We start from the raw sequence: 17159 nt of genomic DNA on the forward strand, positions 1-17159 counted from the left end.
TATATATAATTTAAGCCATTTTGTGAATGCGAACACCTTTTAAACTTTTAAAAAGTTAATTAATATCGTTAAATAAATTAGGGTAAGTGTAAAATTATTGAAAATACAATTTTCATATAACTTTTAGACGATAAGCTTTGAACCAAGTGTTATAAAGGTTTTGAACACTTTTAATTCTTATAAAAGTTATCAGATATATACGTTACTCCTCTTTAATCATTCATTTTATTTATTGTTTATGATAAAAATAATAAATCATTTTTAATAGACTTAACTGCATACAATTTATGTATATTTTAATTGCTATTTTAATAGTGTAAGTGCATAATAAAATATATATTAAGACGTATTAAGGAAAGAAGGAATTAATTTTTATGTCAAATAATTTACAAAGGGAATTAAGTAATAGACACGTTCAACTAATTGCTATAGGTGGAGCAATAGGAACTGGTCTATTTTTGGGTGCAGGTGAAACAATACATTCAGCTGGCCCTTCAATTTTATTTACCTATATCATAATAGGTTTCATACTGTTTATGTTTATGAGAGCTTTAGGGGAAATATTATTATCTAATACAGACTTTCATTCATTTGCAGACGTTACACATACATATATTGGTCCATTTGCTGGATACATTACAGGTTGGACTTATTGGTTCTGTTGGATAGTTACCGGCATGGCAGAAGTAACAGCCGTAGCAAAATACATAAGCTTTTGGTTTCCTGAAATACCAACTTGGATTACAGCACTATTCACAATACTCGTACTAATGACAATGAATTTAATGACCGCAAAATTATTTGGAGAATTAGAATTTTGGTTCTCAATCATTAAAATTACAACAATTATTGCCTTAATTGTTGTAGGAATCATCATGCTAGTCATGGCTTATAAAACGCCATATGGTACAGCTTCACTTACTCATATTTGGAGTCATGGTGGATTGTTCCCTAATGGGATGAATGGATTTTTCTTATCATTCCAAATGGCGGCATTTTCATTCGTAGGTATTGAATTGATAGGTGTAACTGCAGGAGAGACTAAAGATCCACACAAAACTATTCCAAGAGCTATAAACAGTGTGCCTATTAGAATTATGTTATTTTACGTAGGGTCACTAATCATTATCATGTCTATAACACCATGGAATCAAATTGATCCTGCTGAAAGCCCATTCGTAAAATTATTTGGTCTAATAGGCATACCTATTGCTGCTAGTATTATTAATTTTGTTGTCTTAACAGCAGCAGCTTCATCTTGTAACAGCGGTATTTTCTCTAATAGTAGAATGCTTTATGGTTTATCCCAAAACAATCAAGCAAATAAAGGTTTCGGTGAAACAAATAGCAGAGGCGTACCATATAAAGCAACTTTATTTAGCTGCTTATTATTAATGATATCTGTACTTTTAAACTATATTATTAAAGACGCAGGCGAAGTTTTTAAATATGTTACATCAGTATCTACTGTACTATTCTTAGTTGTTTGGTCATTGATAACAATAGCATATATTAGATATAGAAAATTAGCACCAGAACTTAACAAAACGTCAAACTTTAAATTACCTGGTGGTGTTCCGATGGCATGGATTACATTAATATTCTTTATTTTTGTATTTATATTGCTTATGACTAACAAAGTAACTTTAATCGCTATTTTAATTACACCAATTTGGTTTGTTATATTGACCATCATGTATTTTATACAAAAAAGAAAATTTAAATAGATTCACTTAAAAACTATCAAAATTCTTATTTATTAAAGAATTTTGATGGTTTTTATTTATATATAAATAAAAAAAGTCCAAGACAAAAAATTGTCTCAGACTCTTTCATTATATTGATTAAAGTACGTTAGCGTATCCTTCATAAATCTTATGTTGTTTTGGATCTAAAGTGATTAATGTGCCGTCAACAATTTTTTGACGAGCATCTTCTACGCCAACTATAGTCGCAATACCTAAGTTTAATCCAACTACTGCAGCGTGTGAAGTTAATCCACCTTCTTCAGTAACTAAACCTTTAGCATTTTCAAGGTAAGGAACCATATCAGCATCACTAGATTGTGTAATAACTATAGCTTCGCTTAAATCTTTACCTTCTAAATCTTCAGCTTTATCAACTACTACAGCTTTACCGACAGCAGATGAATGGCCAATACCTTGTCCTTTAGCTAAATCATCACCTACTAAGTGAATTTTCATTAAGTTAGTTGTACCTGTTTCACCTGTTGGTACACCAGCAGTAATGATGATTAAGTCACCATTATCCACTAAACCAGTATTTACTGCTGTTGAAACAGCATTGTTTAATAATTCGTCTGTAGTTTGTTTACCTTTTCTAACTACTGGTAAAACGCCCCAAACTAATGACATATGACGTGCAGTTGTTTCATTAGGTGTTACTGCAATAATATGAGAATGTGGTCTATATTTAGATATAGTTTGTGCAGTAGCACCACTTTCAGTTGCTGCTACAATTGATTCAACATTTAAGTTTAATGCAGTGTGAGCTACTGATACACCAATTGCATTAACTAAGTTTGTATCAATCATCTTAGAACGATCTGATAATAATTTTTTATAGTCTTGTGCTTTTTCAGCCGCTACTGCAATATTTTGCATTGTGCGAACAGCTTCTTCTGGATATAACCCAGCAGCTGTTTCACCTGATAACATAACAGCGTCTGATCCATCGTAAATAGCGTTAGCTACGTCACTTGCTTCAGCTCTCGTACAACGTGGGTTTCTTTGCATAGAATCCAACATTTGTGTTGCTGTAATAACAGGTTTACCTAGTTTATTACATTTTTGAATTAATTGTTTTTGTACCATTGGAACTTCTTCAGGTAAAATTTCAACACCCATATCTCCACGAGCAACCATTAAACCATCAGAAACTTGAAGGATTTCATCGATGTTTTCAATACCTTCTTCGTTTTCTATTTTTGGAATTATTTTAATGAAATCAGTATTACTTTCTTCTAAAATAGCGCGAATATCTAATACATCCGAAGGTCTTCTTACGAAACTCGCCGCTATGAAATCAATACCTTGTTCAATACCAAAACGAATATCACTAGCATCTTTATCTGTAATACCAGGTAAGCTTACTTTAACGCCTGGTAGGTTTACACCTTTTTTATTTTTAAGTTCTCCAGAGTTATCAACTGAACAATGAACTTCTCCTTTAGATGCATCAATAGATTTAACTGTTAATTCAATTAATCCGTCATCTAAAAGTATTTTAGAACCAACTTCAAGATCTTCAGCTAAATTCTCATAAGTTACTGAGAAAGCTTCTGTTGTCCCTTCTACTTCTGTAGTTTTAACAGTAATATCATCACCTTTAGTCAATTCAATAGAACCATTTTGCATAGTATGCGTTCTAATTTCTGGACCTTTAGTGTCTAATAAAATACCAATGTTTTTGTTTAATTTCTTACTTACTTTACGAATCGTATCGATACGATTTTTATGTTCGTCATAATCACCATGTGAAAAGTTTAATCTTGCAACGTTCATACCTGCAAGCATTAATTTTTCTAACATTTCTTCAGACTCTGAAGCTGGACCTATTGTACATACAATTTTTGTCTTTCTCATTTTAAATGACCTCCGTATTTTTGTTTTATATAGATAGCTGATTTGCTAATTCATACATTTTATTATCAATGCTATGCTCTGATTGGAATATTTCATCAAAGTTTGTACGAGTTAGTATATTTTTTTGGATACCAACTGCTTTTGCACTTTCGCCTTCAATAAGTAATTCTACTGCATATCCGCCCAATCTAGAAGCTAAAACTCTATCCATACCTGTTGGTGTACCACCACGTTGGATGTGTCCTAAACAAGAAACACGTGTATCTATATTTATAAATTTCTTAAGCTCTTCGCCACATTGATTACCTGTCATAACGCCTTCAGCACAAACAATGATTGAATGTTTTTTACCACGTTCCATACCTTGTTGAATCTTTTCAGCAATTTCTTCAATGTCAGATTTAACTTCAGGTATTAATATTGTTTCAGCTCCAGCAGCAAGTCCAGACCATAAAGCTAAGTCTCCTGCATCTCTTCCCATTACTTCTATAATAAAAGTACGTTCATGGCTTGATGCTGTATCACGAATTTTATCGACTGAATCAATAATCGTATTAAGTGCAGTATCAAAACCAATTGTAAAATCTGTACCATTTATGTCATTATCGATTGTTCCTGGTACGCCGATTGTTTTAAGACTTTTAGCTTCTTCACTTAATCTTTGTGCACCTCTGTAGCTACCATCTCCGCCGATAACTACTAACCCTTCAATACCTCTTTTTTCAAGGTTTTCAATTGCTTTAGCGCGGACTTCTTTTTCTTTAAATTCTGGACATCTAGCAGAATATAAGAAAGTTCCACCTCGTTGAATCATATCTCCAACTGATCCTAATTCTAGTTTTTCAATGTTATCATTAATTAAACCTAGATAACCTTGATAGACACCATAAACTTCAATATCATGGTATATTGCTTTACGAACGACAGCACGAATAGCTGCATTCATCCCTGGTGAATCTCCACCACTCGTTAATACTGCAATTTTTTTCATAAATATACAGACCTCTCTTAATATATGATTGTTAATTTAAAAATAACACAAATGTGAACTTGATTCCATTAAAACTAACGTTATTTAGATATGTAAACGTCTTCTTTGATAAAGCTTCACACTTTCGCAACAATCAATTTATTGAAAACGTTTTATAATAATGAATATTATGCATATATACTCATTATAAACAAAAAGAAAAGTCTTTTACTTATGTAAGACTTTTCTTTTTGTTTATAAAATATTAATCAATATAACTTCCAATATTTCGGTACTTATTAAATCTATCTTCTACTAAATTATCAGGTGATAATTTTCTCAGCTCTGATAAATGAAGTTCCAAAGAATTTTTAATTAGTTTAGCTTGGTTTTCGACATCTTTATGTGCACCACCAAATGGTTCTTTAATAACTTCATCTACAACATCCAATTCATTTAAATCAGGTGCAGTAATTTTCATTGTCTCAGCAGCCATTTGAGCTAAATTAGAATCTTTCCATAGTAAAGCAGCTGCCCCTTCTGGTGATATAACAGAATATGTACTATTTTCTAACATCAGTAAGCGGTTTGTAACACCTAATCCAAGCGCGCCACCACTGCCTCCTTCACCTATTACAATTGAAATAACAGGCACACTTAAAGAAGCCATTTCTACTAAATTTTTAGCAATAGATTCACTTTGACCTCTTTCTTCGGCAGCTTTTCCTGGATATGCACCTTTAGTATCGATAAACGTAACAATCGGTCTATTGAATTTCTCCGCTTGTTTCATTAATCTCAATGCTTTCCTATATCCTTCAGGGTGAGCCATACCAAAGTTTCTATATATATTGTCTTTCGTATCTTTACCACGTTGATGACCGATAACAGTTACAGGGACACAGTTAAAATAAGCTAATCCACCAATTAAAGCCGGATCATCTCTGAATGTGCGGTCACCATGTAATTCAATAAATTCATCAAAAATATACGGAATATAATCTAAAGTAGTTGGCCTTTCCTGTAGCCTTGCGAGTTGTACTCTATCCCATGGTTGTAAGTTTTCATATATTTTCTCTGTTTCTTTTATTAATGTTGCTTCTAGCATTTCAATTTCATCTGCTAGATTAACATTATGCTTTTCTTGATAAGCTTTTATTGATTCAATTTTTTCTTTTATTTCCTTTAGTGGCTTTTCAAATTCAAGCATTATCTTTCACCTCATTATAATGCATACTTAGTACTGTACTAAGTGTACGGTACATATCTTTTCTATGCACTACTTTATCTAATTGACCGTGTTCTAACAAGAATTCAGCAGTTTGAAAATCATCCGGTAATTTTTCACTAATTGTTTGTTCTATAATTCTACGACCCGCAAAGCCAATTAAAGCTCTAGGCTCAGCAAAATTCAAATCACCAACTGAAGCAAAACTTGCAGAAACACCACCTGTTGTTGGGTGGGTCATATATGAAATAAATAATAAACCTTTATCACTATGACGCTTAATAGAAACACTAGTCTTGGCCATTTGCATGAGTGAGATAATACCTTCTTGCATTCTTGCTCCACCACTTGCTGTAAATAAAACAAAAGGCAAATTGTTATCAGTGCAGTAATCTACTATTCTACAAATTTTTTCGCCTACAACTGCGCCCATACTACCCATTCTAAATCTAGAATCCATAACACAAACACCATATGGAACGCCATTTATTTTTGAAATACCAGTTACTACTGCATCATTCAAACCTGTTTTCTGTCTGTCTTTTTGTAGTTTTTCTTCATAACCTGGAAATTCTAATGGATTCGCTGCTATCATCCCTGCATCAAATTCCTGGAATGCACCTTCATCGCTTATAGCTTGAATTCTATCATGAGCAGTTAAAGGTATATGATGATCACAATTGAAACAAACATTCAAGTTTTGTACAAGTTCTTTAGTATACATAATTTTTTTACATTTAGGGCATTTCGTCATAATACCTTCAGGAACGTCGTTATCTTTGCTGTTTTGAACTGTCACATATTTTTTCTTTTTCTGGTTACGATTGAACAAGTCTTTAAACATGTCACTACCCCCTGACTTAATTACTATTATCTCTTTCAAATCTATCGCTATATTGAGAGAGTAACTTCCAAATCATATACATAATTTGGTTATTATTTGAAGAAACAAGTTCTTCTTTTGATTGTGCTTCAATGTTAGTATGCTCTTCACAGAAGTTCTCAATCATCCACTTAAGTTCGTTTATTTCATCTAATTGAGAATCATTGTGTATCAAAAATCTACCAATTAAATCAAAAAGTTGGTGTTGGTACATATCACTTAAGAATGTACCTTCACCTCTTCTCGTATGTATCACACCTAGTAACTCTAAAGCTCTAAGTGCTTCTCTTATACTTGAACGTCCAACATTAAGCGTATCGCTGAGAAATCTTTCAGAAGGTAGTTTTTCTCCCACTTGAATATTTTTTTCAACAATAATTGTTTGAATTTGTTCAACAATTTTGATTAAACCTTTTTGTTTATCTTTATCCAATGTGGTGTCTCCTTCCGAAATTATGATAAATCTGCTAGTTCATATGTCTTACGTTCAATTTCATCTATATCTACTTCAATACGTGCAACGCCTGATTCCATTCCTGCTTTAGCTACCGCCTTTGCTACGTAAGGTGCTACTCTAGGATCAAATGGGCCTGGGATGACATAGTCAGCGTTTAATTCTTTATCTGAAACTAAGTTAGCGATTGCTTCAACAGCTGCTTGTTTCATTTCTTCATTAATATGAGTCGCACGAATATCTAATGCACCTCTAAATATACCAGGGAATGCTAGGACATTATTAATTTGGTTTGGAAAGTCAGAACGACCTGTACCGATTACTTTTGCTCCTGCTTCTTTAGCTATATCTGGCATGATTTCTGGAACTGGATTTGCCATTGCGAAGATAATTGAATCTTCAGCCATAGTGTCAACCATATCTTTAGTTAGAGCACCTTCAACAGACACACCAATAAAGACATCAGCATCATTAATGACATCTTCTAATTTACCTTCAATTTTATCTTTGTTAGTCCATTTAGCTACAAATTCTTTAGTAGGGTTCATGCCATATTCACGACCTTCAAAGATTGCACCTCTAGAATCACACATAATCATATTTCTAACACCATAACTGTATAGAAGTTTGATAATTGCGATACCTGCTGCACCTGCTCCGTTTAATACAACTTTGATATCAGCTAAATCTCTATCCGTCAATTTAAGCGCGTTTAATAAGCCTGCAACTGTAACAATTGCAGTTCCGTGTTGATCATCATGAAAAACTGGTATTTTCGTTTCTTTTTTTAGTCTTTCTTCAATTTCAAAACATCTTGGAGCTGAAATATCTTCTAGGTTTACGCCACCATAATTTGGCTCTAGTAACTTCACTGTATTTACGATTTCATCTACATCAACTGTATTTAATGCAATTGGAATACCATCTACTCCAGCAAAACTTTTAAATAATACAGCTTTACCTTCCATTACCGGTATACTTGCTTCTGGACCAATATCCCCTAATCCAAGAACAGCTGTACCATCAGTTATAACAGCTACTGCATTAGATTTCATTGTGTAATCATAAACCTTGCGGACATCTTCATGAATGTCCTTACATGGTTCAGCTACCCCTGGAGAATAAGCTAAACTTAATTCTTCTTTATTTGTGACTTTAACTTTTGCGTAAACGCCTAATTTCCCTTGTTTTTCTTTGTGCATGTATAAAGCATCGTCTCTTAATGACAATATAATCATCCCTTCGTTATTATATGTATCTCCCAATATATTATACATGAAATTTCCTATTTTTAATTAAAAAATTCTCCATAGTGGTCAGACCACCATGGAGAATACTATATCATAATTTAATTGATTAATAAAGCCTATATCAATCGTATATTTTCGTAACCTATCATATCGATAAAATCTTTAATATTTCCTTTATCAGAATTTAAATAACCCATATTATGAGATGTATAATCTTCGTCATTAAAATAAGTTACTTTAATGCCACTTTTATGATTTTGCGTAACCCAATCATTAAGTTCAAACACATTTCGAACAACTAATTCAGAAGTTGTTTTGATTTTGTACTCTTTATAATCTTCTAATAAATCTATTTGGTTGATAATTATTTGCATTTTACCGTTTCTGTTTTCGAATTTGCCTTGAATAATTAAAGGTTTATTTTCTATATTCATTGTTTCAATTTTTTTATACGTATCCGGAAAAATAACGCCTTCAACTTCATTAATACCGTCAATTAAATTAACGAATGCCATGTTTTGTCCTTTTTTAGTTCTTATTTTTCTTAAAGAAGCAATCATAACAAGCATTGGCACTTTATCGTTTTGTACTCTAATTGGATAAATCGTTAAATATTGATGCTGCTTAAATAATGTTAAGATAGGATGTTCTGTAGCATAAAATCCTAAATATTCTTTTTCATATTCACTTTTCATTAAACTAGGCATTTCTTCTACTTCTTTAAATTCTTTTTTAACATTTAAACCTAACTCTGAAAGTAAATTATTCGCATCTCCAACAGATGCGCTACTTTCGAAAACATCATCTAAAGACTGTAGCATTGTTGCTCTAGTTTGCTTAAAATCATCTAACGCCCCAGCATAAATAAGTGCTTGAATTAGTTTTTTATTCTTAACTTTATTTGGTAGCCTATGCACTAAGTCGTACATATCTTTATAAGGTCCTCTATACTTTCTTTCTTCTACTAAACTCTTTACGCTTTGATAACCGACAGTTTTAATTGCACCTAAAGATGTGTATATACCAGTTTTGGTTGCTTTGTAGAACCATTCACTATGATTAATAGATGGCGGATAAATTTTTACACCTATCCTTTTTAATTCTGTAACCATTTGTTCAGTTTTATTTTCATTACCAACTACATTAGATAAAATAGATGCATAAAAGTAAGTAGGATAATGCACTTTTAAATAAGTCATAATGTAAGCTATTTTACTATATGCGACAGCATGAGCTTTAGGGTAACCATAATCAGCGAATTTTAAAATTAAATCAAAAATTTTAATAGCTGTCTGTTCTTCATAACCACGACTTAAACTTCCATTTATAAAATGTTTTCTTTCATTTTCAAGAACAGATCTATTTTTCTTACTCATAGCCCTTCTTAAAATATCAGCTTCACCATAGGAGAAACCAGCAAATTTACTAGCTATTTGCATAATTTGTTCTTGATAAATAATAACACCATATGTAGACTTTAAGATTTCTTCTAAATCAGGATGCAAGTATTCAATTGGTTCAACTTTTCTTCTTCTTTTTATATAAGTAGGTATTTCTTCGATAGGTCCTGGTCTATATAAAGAAGTCACTGCTACTATATCTAAGAAATGGTCAGGTTTTAACCTTTTCAACACACTTCTTACACCTTGAGATTCTAGTTGGAATATTCCAGTAGTTTCTCCACGTGATAATAGTTCAAATACTTTTTGATCATCATAAGGTATATTTTCGATATCAATTTCAGTTTTTTCTTGATACTTAACTTGATTCACAACTTGCTGAATGATTGATAAATTCCTTAATCCTAAAAAGTCGATTTTTAACAGACCTAATTTTTCAGTTTCTGTCATCGTCCATTGTGTTAATACACCTGTATCTCCCATCATTGTCGGTACAAATTCATGTAAAGGTTGATCGTTTATAATGATACCTGCTGCGTGTGTCGAAGTATGTCTTGGTAAACCTTCTAATTGTTTACATAATTGGAACCATTTTTCGTTTAAATGGTTTTTACTGACGAATTGTTTAAATTCATCACTTTCATATGCCTCGTCTAAAGTTATACCTAACTTGTGTGGTATTAACTTAGATATATAATTTAAAGTTGGTTCATCAAATTGTAATATTCTACCTACATCTCTGGCAACTGCTCGTGCTAGCAAATGACCGTAAGTCACTATACCTGCTACTCTATTATCACCGTACTTCTCTTGGACATATTGAATAACTTTATCCCGCTTCGTATCTTGGAAATCAATATCAATATCCGGCATAGTTACACGTTCTGGATTTAGAAAACGCTCAAATAATAGGTCATATTCAATAGGATCCAATGTCGTAATATTTAGTATATAACTTACGAGCGAACCACCTGAAGAGCCACGCCCTGGACCAACTAACACATCATTTGATTTCGCATAATTAATTAAGTCACTCACTATAAGGAAGTAATCTGAATATCCCATGGATACTATAATGTCATACTCATATTTCAACCTTTCAGCATAAGTGTCATTAAATTGTGGAACGTTTGATTTATTGTTCATCAATAATTCCCACAGATAAGTATCACTATCTTTGCCATTTGGGGTAACATACTTCGGCAATAAATCTTGATGGTATTGAATTTGTACATTACATTTTTCAGCTATTTCATCAGTTGTTTTGATAAATTTAGATGAGACGTCAATTTGGCTTAATTCTTCCATAGTTAAAAAATGTTGGTTTAAATGCGTATTAAAATCAGATATTGTTAATTTTTCATTATTTTTAATAGCATTTAATGCAATTAAACTATCGCTATCTTCATCATTTAAATATAAAGCTGATTGCATATACACTTTTTTATAATTTTCTTCAACTGATGAATCATGGGATATGTACTTGTCTTGGTCAGATATTTTTATTGAATGGAATAAATGTTCATTATCAATATTTAAGTTTTTACCTATTATGATTAAACCTTCTGAATAAGTATTTAACCACTCGATTGGCGTTGAATGTCTTTCTTTAAGAGATATCGCTGAAGATAATTTAACTAAATTTTGATAACCAGATTGATTTTTGGCTAACAACACACATTCTAATTCATTTAATTGATCATCTAAATAAATGGTCAAACCAAATATAGGTTTAATACCTTGTTTTAAACATTCATCATAAAATTGCAAAGCTCCATACATGACATTTAAATCTGTTATAGCAAGCGCTTGATAATTTTCATTTTTAGCCTTTTTAATAACATCTGGAATTCTCAAACTAGAATTCAACAAATCAAATGACGAATGAATATTTAAATGACTTACCATGCGCTTTACCTCCTATATTTCAGATTTAATATCTCTAGCTAATTCATCGAACTCTTCCCAACTGTATACAGAAGCACCTGATGCATTAGGGTGTCCTCCACCATTGTATTTTGCCGCAATATGATTTATTTTTATACCTTTAGATCTAATGCGACATCTAATTTCTTTTCCTTCATCGACTGCAAACACCCAAGCTTTCACACCTTTAATATCTGCAACTGCATTGACAAATAATGATGCTTCATTTGGTAAAATATCAAATTTTTCTAATATATCTTTCGTTATTTTTATATAACAAAATCCGTTTCCATCATAGTTGAAGTTTTGAAGGATGTACCCTTGAAAATGTAATAGCTTTGGTTCACGTTCACTAAGTTGATTAAGCATTTCATTGCGGTTAAATTCTTTAGTCATAAGTGAAGCGGCTACTTCCATAGTATGAGGTGTCGTATTATCAAACAAGAAACGACCAGTATCTCCTACTATACCTAAATATAATACACGACTTGCTTTTGTATTAATTTCAGATTGGTTTAAATTCCACTCTTGATTTAAATCATAAATAATTTCACTTGTTGAAGAGGCTTCAGTGTTAACATAATTAATATCGCCATATGAATCAACTGGTGGATGATGATCTATTTTAATGAGCTCTTTACCTATTTTAAATCGATTATCATCGATTCTTGGTTCATTTGCCGTATCACAAATTATTACTAAAGCATTTTGGTATACTTCATCCTCAATATTGTCTAATTCACCAATAAACTCTAATGAAGGTTCTGATTGTCCAACTGCATAAATATTTTTTTCGGGAAAAGCTTCTTCTAAAATATATTTCAGTCCTAGTTGCGAGCCGTAAGCATCAGGGTCTGGTCTTACATGTCTATGTATAATTATTGTTTCGTATTCTTTAATTTTATTTAAAATGTCATTCATATTGGTCCCTCTTTCTATATATTTACTTATATTTTATAAATTGATATAATGCTTCTTGGTAGGAGGATTAAACTATGTCACCTGAAATTATGTCCGTATTGGTTGCGTTATCCGTAACCGTAATGATTCTCGCTTTAATTTTTACTATTTTAAACTTTGCCCGTTCATTCAGAACAAAAAGAGATGTTAGAAAAGCATATCATAAAGAACGTGCGAGATTTTTCTTTGGTATCTTCTTAATAGCATTCTCAGCAGACCAAGTACTTTTGTTTCCAACTTTAGTTACTTACATAATTGTCTTAGTATTGGTGTTCTTTGGTATTGTTAATATTACCTATGGACATAAAGCAAGTAAATACTTTAAAGGTAATTTACCGATTGAGAACAAAGCTTGGGAAGAATTCGAACGAAAAAAACGTAATCAATCATCTTAAAAACGGAGTGGGACAGAAACCTCATTTTACTAAAAAGGTTTCGTTGCCCCACCCCGGCAAGAATGATTAGAATTGAAAAGCTTGATATAAGTGCATTTTCAGTTCAGTCATCTATTGCCAATATTTTTCTTTGGTCTGGAGCATTTATTGTTTTCCAGACTTTTTTATTTATCTAGTAATTGACACATCAACAATGCTTTCGCAACAGTATTATTACCATTCATCATAGATATTTCAAATTTAGCAGACAACCTGCCCATATCTAAAACTGATATATTAACAGTAACTTCTTCATCAATTTGTACCGTTTTAAAATAATAAATGTCTATATGTTCAATCATCAACTCTGATTTCTTCAATTTTCTCACTTCATATCTAAGTGCTTCTTCTATTACTGCTATATAAATTGATTTCGTCATCATACCAAATTGATTTGTAAGTTGTGGAGAAATATTAACTTTTATTTTGCCGTTCTCCATACTAATTTGTTTAGCAATTTGATCATGAATTGTTTCTCCTATCTGAGGCTGTCTACTCATCAGTTGCATTGTCTTTAACACATCTTCTCTTGAGATTATACCAATTAATTCTTTCGTATTTGAGACAACTGGTAACAATTCAATACCTTCCCAAATCATCAAATGAGCACATGTAGCTATCGTTGTATTTAAATGCGCAACGATTGGTGCTTTAGTCATTAAAGCTTTAATCTGTTTATCTGGCTCTTCATTAACAATATCTTTACTCGTTAAAATACCGATGACCTTTAGTTCATTATCGACAACTGGAAATCTAGTATGAGAAGTTTGTTGTGACATTTCGTTCCAATCTCTCACTTTTTGGTTATCAAATAAATAAGAAGTTTCTTCAATTGGTATCATGATATCTTCTACCATAAGAATTTCTTTTTTAATCATTTGGTCATAAATAGCTCGATTGATTGCATTGGCTACTAAAAACGTATCATAATTAGAAGATATTATAGGTAAATCATGCTCATTGGCATATTCGATAATGTCATCATCCGCTTCAAATCCACCCGTTATTAATACGGCTGAACCTCTTTTCAACGCTTCCATTTGAACATCTGCTCTATTACCGACTATAAGCAATGTATTCATCGTTAAGTATTTAACAACATCTTTGATTTCCATAGCACCAATTGCAAATTTAGATAACGTTTTATGTAAGCCTTGTTTACCACCTAAAACTTGTCCATCTACTATTTTCACAATTTCATTAAAAGTTAAGTTTTCAATTTGTTCTCTTGATTTTCTTTCAATTCTAACTGTACCTACTCTATCAATTGATGCTACTAACCCTTTATTATCAGCTTCTTTTATCGCCTTGTATGCAGTACCTTCTGAAACATTTAAATCTTTAGCAATCTGTCTGACAGAGATTTTATGTCCAACAGATAACGATTCAATGTACTTTATTATTTGTTCATGTTTCGTCATGTTTTATACCCTCTATCGATTATAATGAATTAATTATATTATACATTCTTGAGAGATTAAAAGATATGTTTACATAAGAAAGAATCATTAACAAAATATAAGAGACTGGGACATTTATTTCTGTCTCAGCCTCTTATATTAATTATAATTCTACATGTTCACCTGGTTTTAAAATATGAACTTCTGCTTTTGTTACAGCTTTTTCAAATTCTTTTGGATCTTGTTTAATTAAATCAAATGTGTCGTAATGGATTGGAACGACTTTTTTAGGTTTGATAAACTCATTGATGGCATAACTTGCATCATCAATGCCCATTGTAAAGTTGTCGCCGATTGGTACAAAACATAAATCAACAGGATGTCTATCAGCTATTAACTTCATATCGCTGAATAAACCTGTATCACCTGTATGATAAATTGTGCCACCTTCAGTTTCTAGAACAATACCTGCAGGCATTCCTAAATAAATTATTTCGCCATTTTCTTCTGTAAAACTATTACTGTGGAATGCTTGAACAAATTTTACTTTACCAAAATTAAATTCAATGTTCCCACCAATATTCATTGGATGTAGGTTTTCAAGTCCATGTTTATTAGATAAATAATCAATTGCTTCAGGTAATGCAATAACTAGTGCACCTGTTCTTTTAGCAATATTTACTGTATCCCCAATATGGTCGCCATGACTGTGTGTCAATATGATATAATCTGCTTCTACTTCATCTACATTTAAGTCACTCATAGGATTGCCAGATATAAATGGGTCTACAATCACTTTATGATTTTTACTTTCGAAATATATAACTGATTGACCATGAAATGATACTTTCATGAATTTCCCTCCTCACAATATCTTTTCTCTATATTATATACCCTAAATTTGAATTTATTAAGCAGGAAGTCTAGAATAATGATGTACGAAAGATAATTGGGAGGCTGAATTATGAAACACAATGAAATTACAACGTTTTTAAATGAGAAAGATGTAGATGCTGCATGGATAACAACACCTTTAAATATTTTTTATTTAACTGGTTATTTATCTGAACCTCATGAACGTTTATTTAGTTTATTAATTACAAAAGACGGAGAAGAAACACTATTTTGTCCAAAAATGGAAGTTGAAGAAGCTAAAAATGCTGGGTTCAAAGGGGATATCGTTGGATATTTAGATACTGAATCAGCTTTTGACTTAATTGAAGAAAGAACTTATAAAACTTTCGCTATTGAATCCGAACATTTATCTGTTAAACGTTTTCGCGAAGTAGAAAAAGCTTTTAATGTTGAAAAATTCGAAGATATTGATCAAGTGTTGAAAGATGTAAGAAACATTAAAACTCAAAATGAAATTGAATTATTGCATGAAGCGGCTAAATACGCAGATTTAGCAATTAAAGCTGGTGCCGAAAAATTGGCTGAAGGTGTAACTGAAATCGAAGTACTTAATCATATTGAAACAACTATGAAACAACACGGTATTTCAAAAATGAGCTTTGATACGATGGTATTATTCGGAGATCACGCAGCAGCACCACATGGTACCCCGGGAGATAGAAAATTACAAAACAATGAATATGTTTTATTTGATTTAGGTGTTATATACAAAGGTTACTGCTCGGACATTACAAGAACAATAGCATTTGGTACACCGCCTGAAAAAGCTCAAGAAATTTATAACATTGTATTAGAAGCAAATAAAAAAGCAATTGATATTATTAAACCAGGCGTTAAAATCTCTGAATGTGATAAAGTAGCACGAGATATTATAAGTAATGCTGGATATGGTGATTACTTCCCACATAGACTCGGTCACGGTTTAGGATTAAGTGTTCATGAATTCCCTGATATTTCTAGCGTTAACACAGATACATTTAAAGAAGGTATGGTTTTAACTGTTGAACCAGGCATTTATGTTCCTGGAGTAGCTGGTGTTAGAATTGAAGACGATATTGTCGTAACAAAAGACGGCCATGAATTTTTAACAGGTTATGAAAAATGATAAAAGAATCTTGCGTTGAAACAATTGAACAAATTAACCATGCGATTAAAAACGGAGCAAATCGTATAGAATTATGCGATAACTTATCTGTAGGTGGCACTACACCTAGCTATGGTATGGTTAAAATTGCAACTGAGTTATGTCATCAAAATGATGTACAAGTTGCTGTTATGATCAGGCCTAGAGGTGGAGACTTTAATTACGATTATTTTGAATATGAAGTAATGAGACAAGATATTATTCAACTTAAAACTTTAAATGTAGACGCATTTGTTTTTGGTTGTTTAGATGAAAATGAACAACTCGATGAATGGAAAATGGATGCTTTAAAAGAAACATGCGGAGATACACACGCTGTATGTCACATGGCATTTGATTTAATCAATCCATATATTCAATTAAAGTCTCTTGATTGGCTAATTGACCACGGCTTTGAGCGCTTGTTAACACATGGCGGCCCAAGTGACCAATCAGTCTTTGATAACGTATTCCATCTCGGTAAATTGCTAATGCATTCAAAAGGCAACATCACAATTATGCCAGGTGGCGGACTTAATAAAGATAATTTACAAACGTTACTTAACGACATACCGTTTGATGAAGTACATGGAACTAAGATTGTTTGAATA

Annotated in this window: 14 protein-coding genes; 4 read left to right on the forward strand and 10 right to left on the reverse strand. The window is 32.0% G+C overall.

The genetic code is table 11. The features are described 5' to 3' along the window. Window positions 1-374 precede the first annotated feature (374 nt). On the forward strand, window positions 375-1727 hold the full coding sequence (locus LQ682_RS03930) for an amino acid permease (protein WP_103269193.1): 1353 nt from the start codon (window positions 375-377) through the stop codon (window positions 1725-1727). Between the two features lie 117 nt (window positions 1728-1844). On the opposite strand, the gene pyk is transcribed toward LQ682_RS03930, so the two are convergent. The 8 genes from pyk to LQ682_RS03970 form a co-directional block, all read right to left on the reverse strand. Continuing rightward, on the reverse strand, window positions 1845-3605 hold the full coding sequence (gene pyk / locus LQ682_RS03935; RefSeq protein ID WP_103269192.1) for a pyruvate kinase: 1761 nt from the start codon (window positions 3603-3605) through the stop codon (window positions 1845-1847). A 25-nt stretch (window positions 3606-3630) separates the two neighbouring features. Then, the gene (gene pfkA / locus LQ682_RS03940) at window positions 3631-4596 is read right to left on the reverse strand and encodes a 6-phosphofructokinase (RefSeq protein WP_017000651.1); all 966 of its coding nucleotides are present in this window, start codon (window positions 4594-4596) and stop codon (window positions 3631-3633) included. A gap of 244 nt (window positions 4597-4840) precedes the next feature. Next, a complete protein-coding gene (gene accA / locus LQ682_RS03945) occupies window positions 4841-5785 on the reverse strand; it encodes an acetyl-CoA carboxylase carboxyl transferase subunit alpha (RefSeq protein WP_239723907.1) in 945 nt (314 codons plus the stop codon). Next, window positions 5778-6647, reverse strand: a complete 870-nt coding sequence (gene accD / locus LQ682_RS03950; protein ID WP_103269191.1) for an acetyl-CoA carboxylase, carboxyltransferase subunit beta — start codon at window positions 6645-6647, stop codon at window positions 5778-5780. Before accD ends, accA begins: the two co-directional genes overlap by 8 nt. Before the next feature lie 16 nt (window positions 6648-6663). Further along, window positions 6664-7119 carry a FadR/GntR family transcriptional regulator gene (locus LQ682_RS03955; RefSeq protein ID WP_017000648.1) on the reverse strand — a complete coding sequence of 152 codons (456 nt, stop codon included), beginning with the start codon at window positions 7117-7119 and terminating at the stop codon, window positions 6664-6666. 20 nt (window positions 7120-7139) lie between these two features. Beyond that, window positions 7140-8369: an NADP-dependent malic enzyme gene (ystJ, locus tag LQ682_RS03960; protein ID WP_070044736.1), complete on the reverse strand. Its 1230-nt coding sequence runs from the start codon at window positions 8367-8369 to the stop codon at window positions 7140-7142. A gap of 137 nt (window positions 8370-8506) precedes the next feature. Next, window positions 8507-11698: a DNA polymerase III subunit alpha gene (locus LQ682_RS03965; RefSeq protein WP_239723909.1), complete on the reverse strand. Its 3192-nt coding sequence runs from the start codon at window positions 11696-11698 to the stop codon at window positions 8507-8509. Window positions 11699-11710: 12 nt separating this feature from the next. Next, window positions 11711-12637: a DHH family phosphoesterase gene (locus tag LQ682_RS03970; RefSeq protein WP_103269189.1), complete on the reverse strand. Its 927-nt coding sequence runs from the start codon at window positions 12635-12637 to the stop codon at window positions 11711-11713. Between the two features lie 74 nt (window positions 12638-12711). Between LQ682_RS03970 and LQ682_RS03975 the strand changes: the two genes are divergently transcribed. After that, entirely contained in the window at window positions 12712-13071 is a 360-nt protein-coding gene (locus LQ682_RS03975; RefSeq protein WP_064204351.1) for a YtpI family protein, read from the forward strand. 164 nt (window positions 13072-13235) lie between these two features. Here the strand turns inward: LQ682_RS03975 and LQ682_RS03980 are convergent, their stop codons facing one another. Beyond that, window positions 13236-14531 (reverse strand): DRTGG domain-containing protein, encoded by a 1296-nt coding sequence (locus tag LQ682_RS03980; RefSeq protein WP_103269188.1) that lies wholly within the window; start codon window positions 14529-14531, stop codon window positions 13236-13238. 142 nt (window positions 14532-14673) lie between these two features. Continuing rightward, window positions 14674-15363, reverse strand: coding sequence for a metal-dependent hydrolase (locus LQ682_RS03985; RefSeq protein ID WP_017000642.1), 690 nt, complete (start codon window positions 15361-15363; stop codon window positions 14674-14676). Between the two features lie 111 nt (window positions 15364-15474). Between LQ682_RS03985 and LQ682_RS03990 the strand changes: the two genes are divergently transcribed. Continuing rightward, window positions 15475-16530 carry a M24 family metallopeptidase gene (locus LQ682_RS03990; protein ID WP_103269187.1) on the forward strand — a complete coding sequence of 352 codons (1056 nt, stop codon included), beginning with the start codon at window positions 15475-15477 and terminating at the stop codon, window positions 16528-16530. Next, window positions 16527-17156, forward strand: coding sequence for a copper homeostasis protein CutC (locus LQ682_RS03995; RefSeq protein ID WP_017000640.1), 630 nt, complete (start codon window positions 16527-16529; stop codon window positions 17154-17156). The genes LQ682_RS03990 and LQ682_RS03995 overlap by 4 nt, the downstream gene beginning before the upstream one ends. The last annotated feature ends 3 nt before the right edge of the window (window positions 17157-17159 follow it).

The organism is Mammaliicoccus sp. A-M4 (genome assembly GCF_022386955.1).
Lineage (GTDB): Bacteria > Bacillota > Bacilli > Staphylococcales > Staphylococcaceae > Mammaliicoccus > Mammaliicoccus lentus.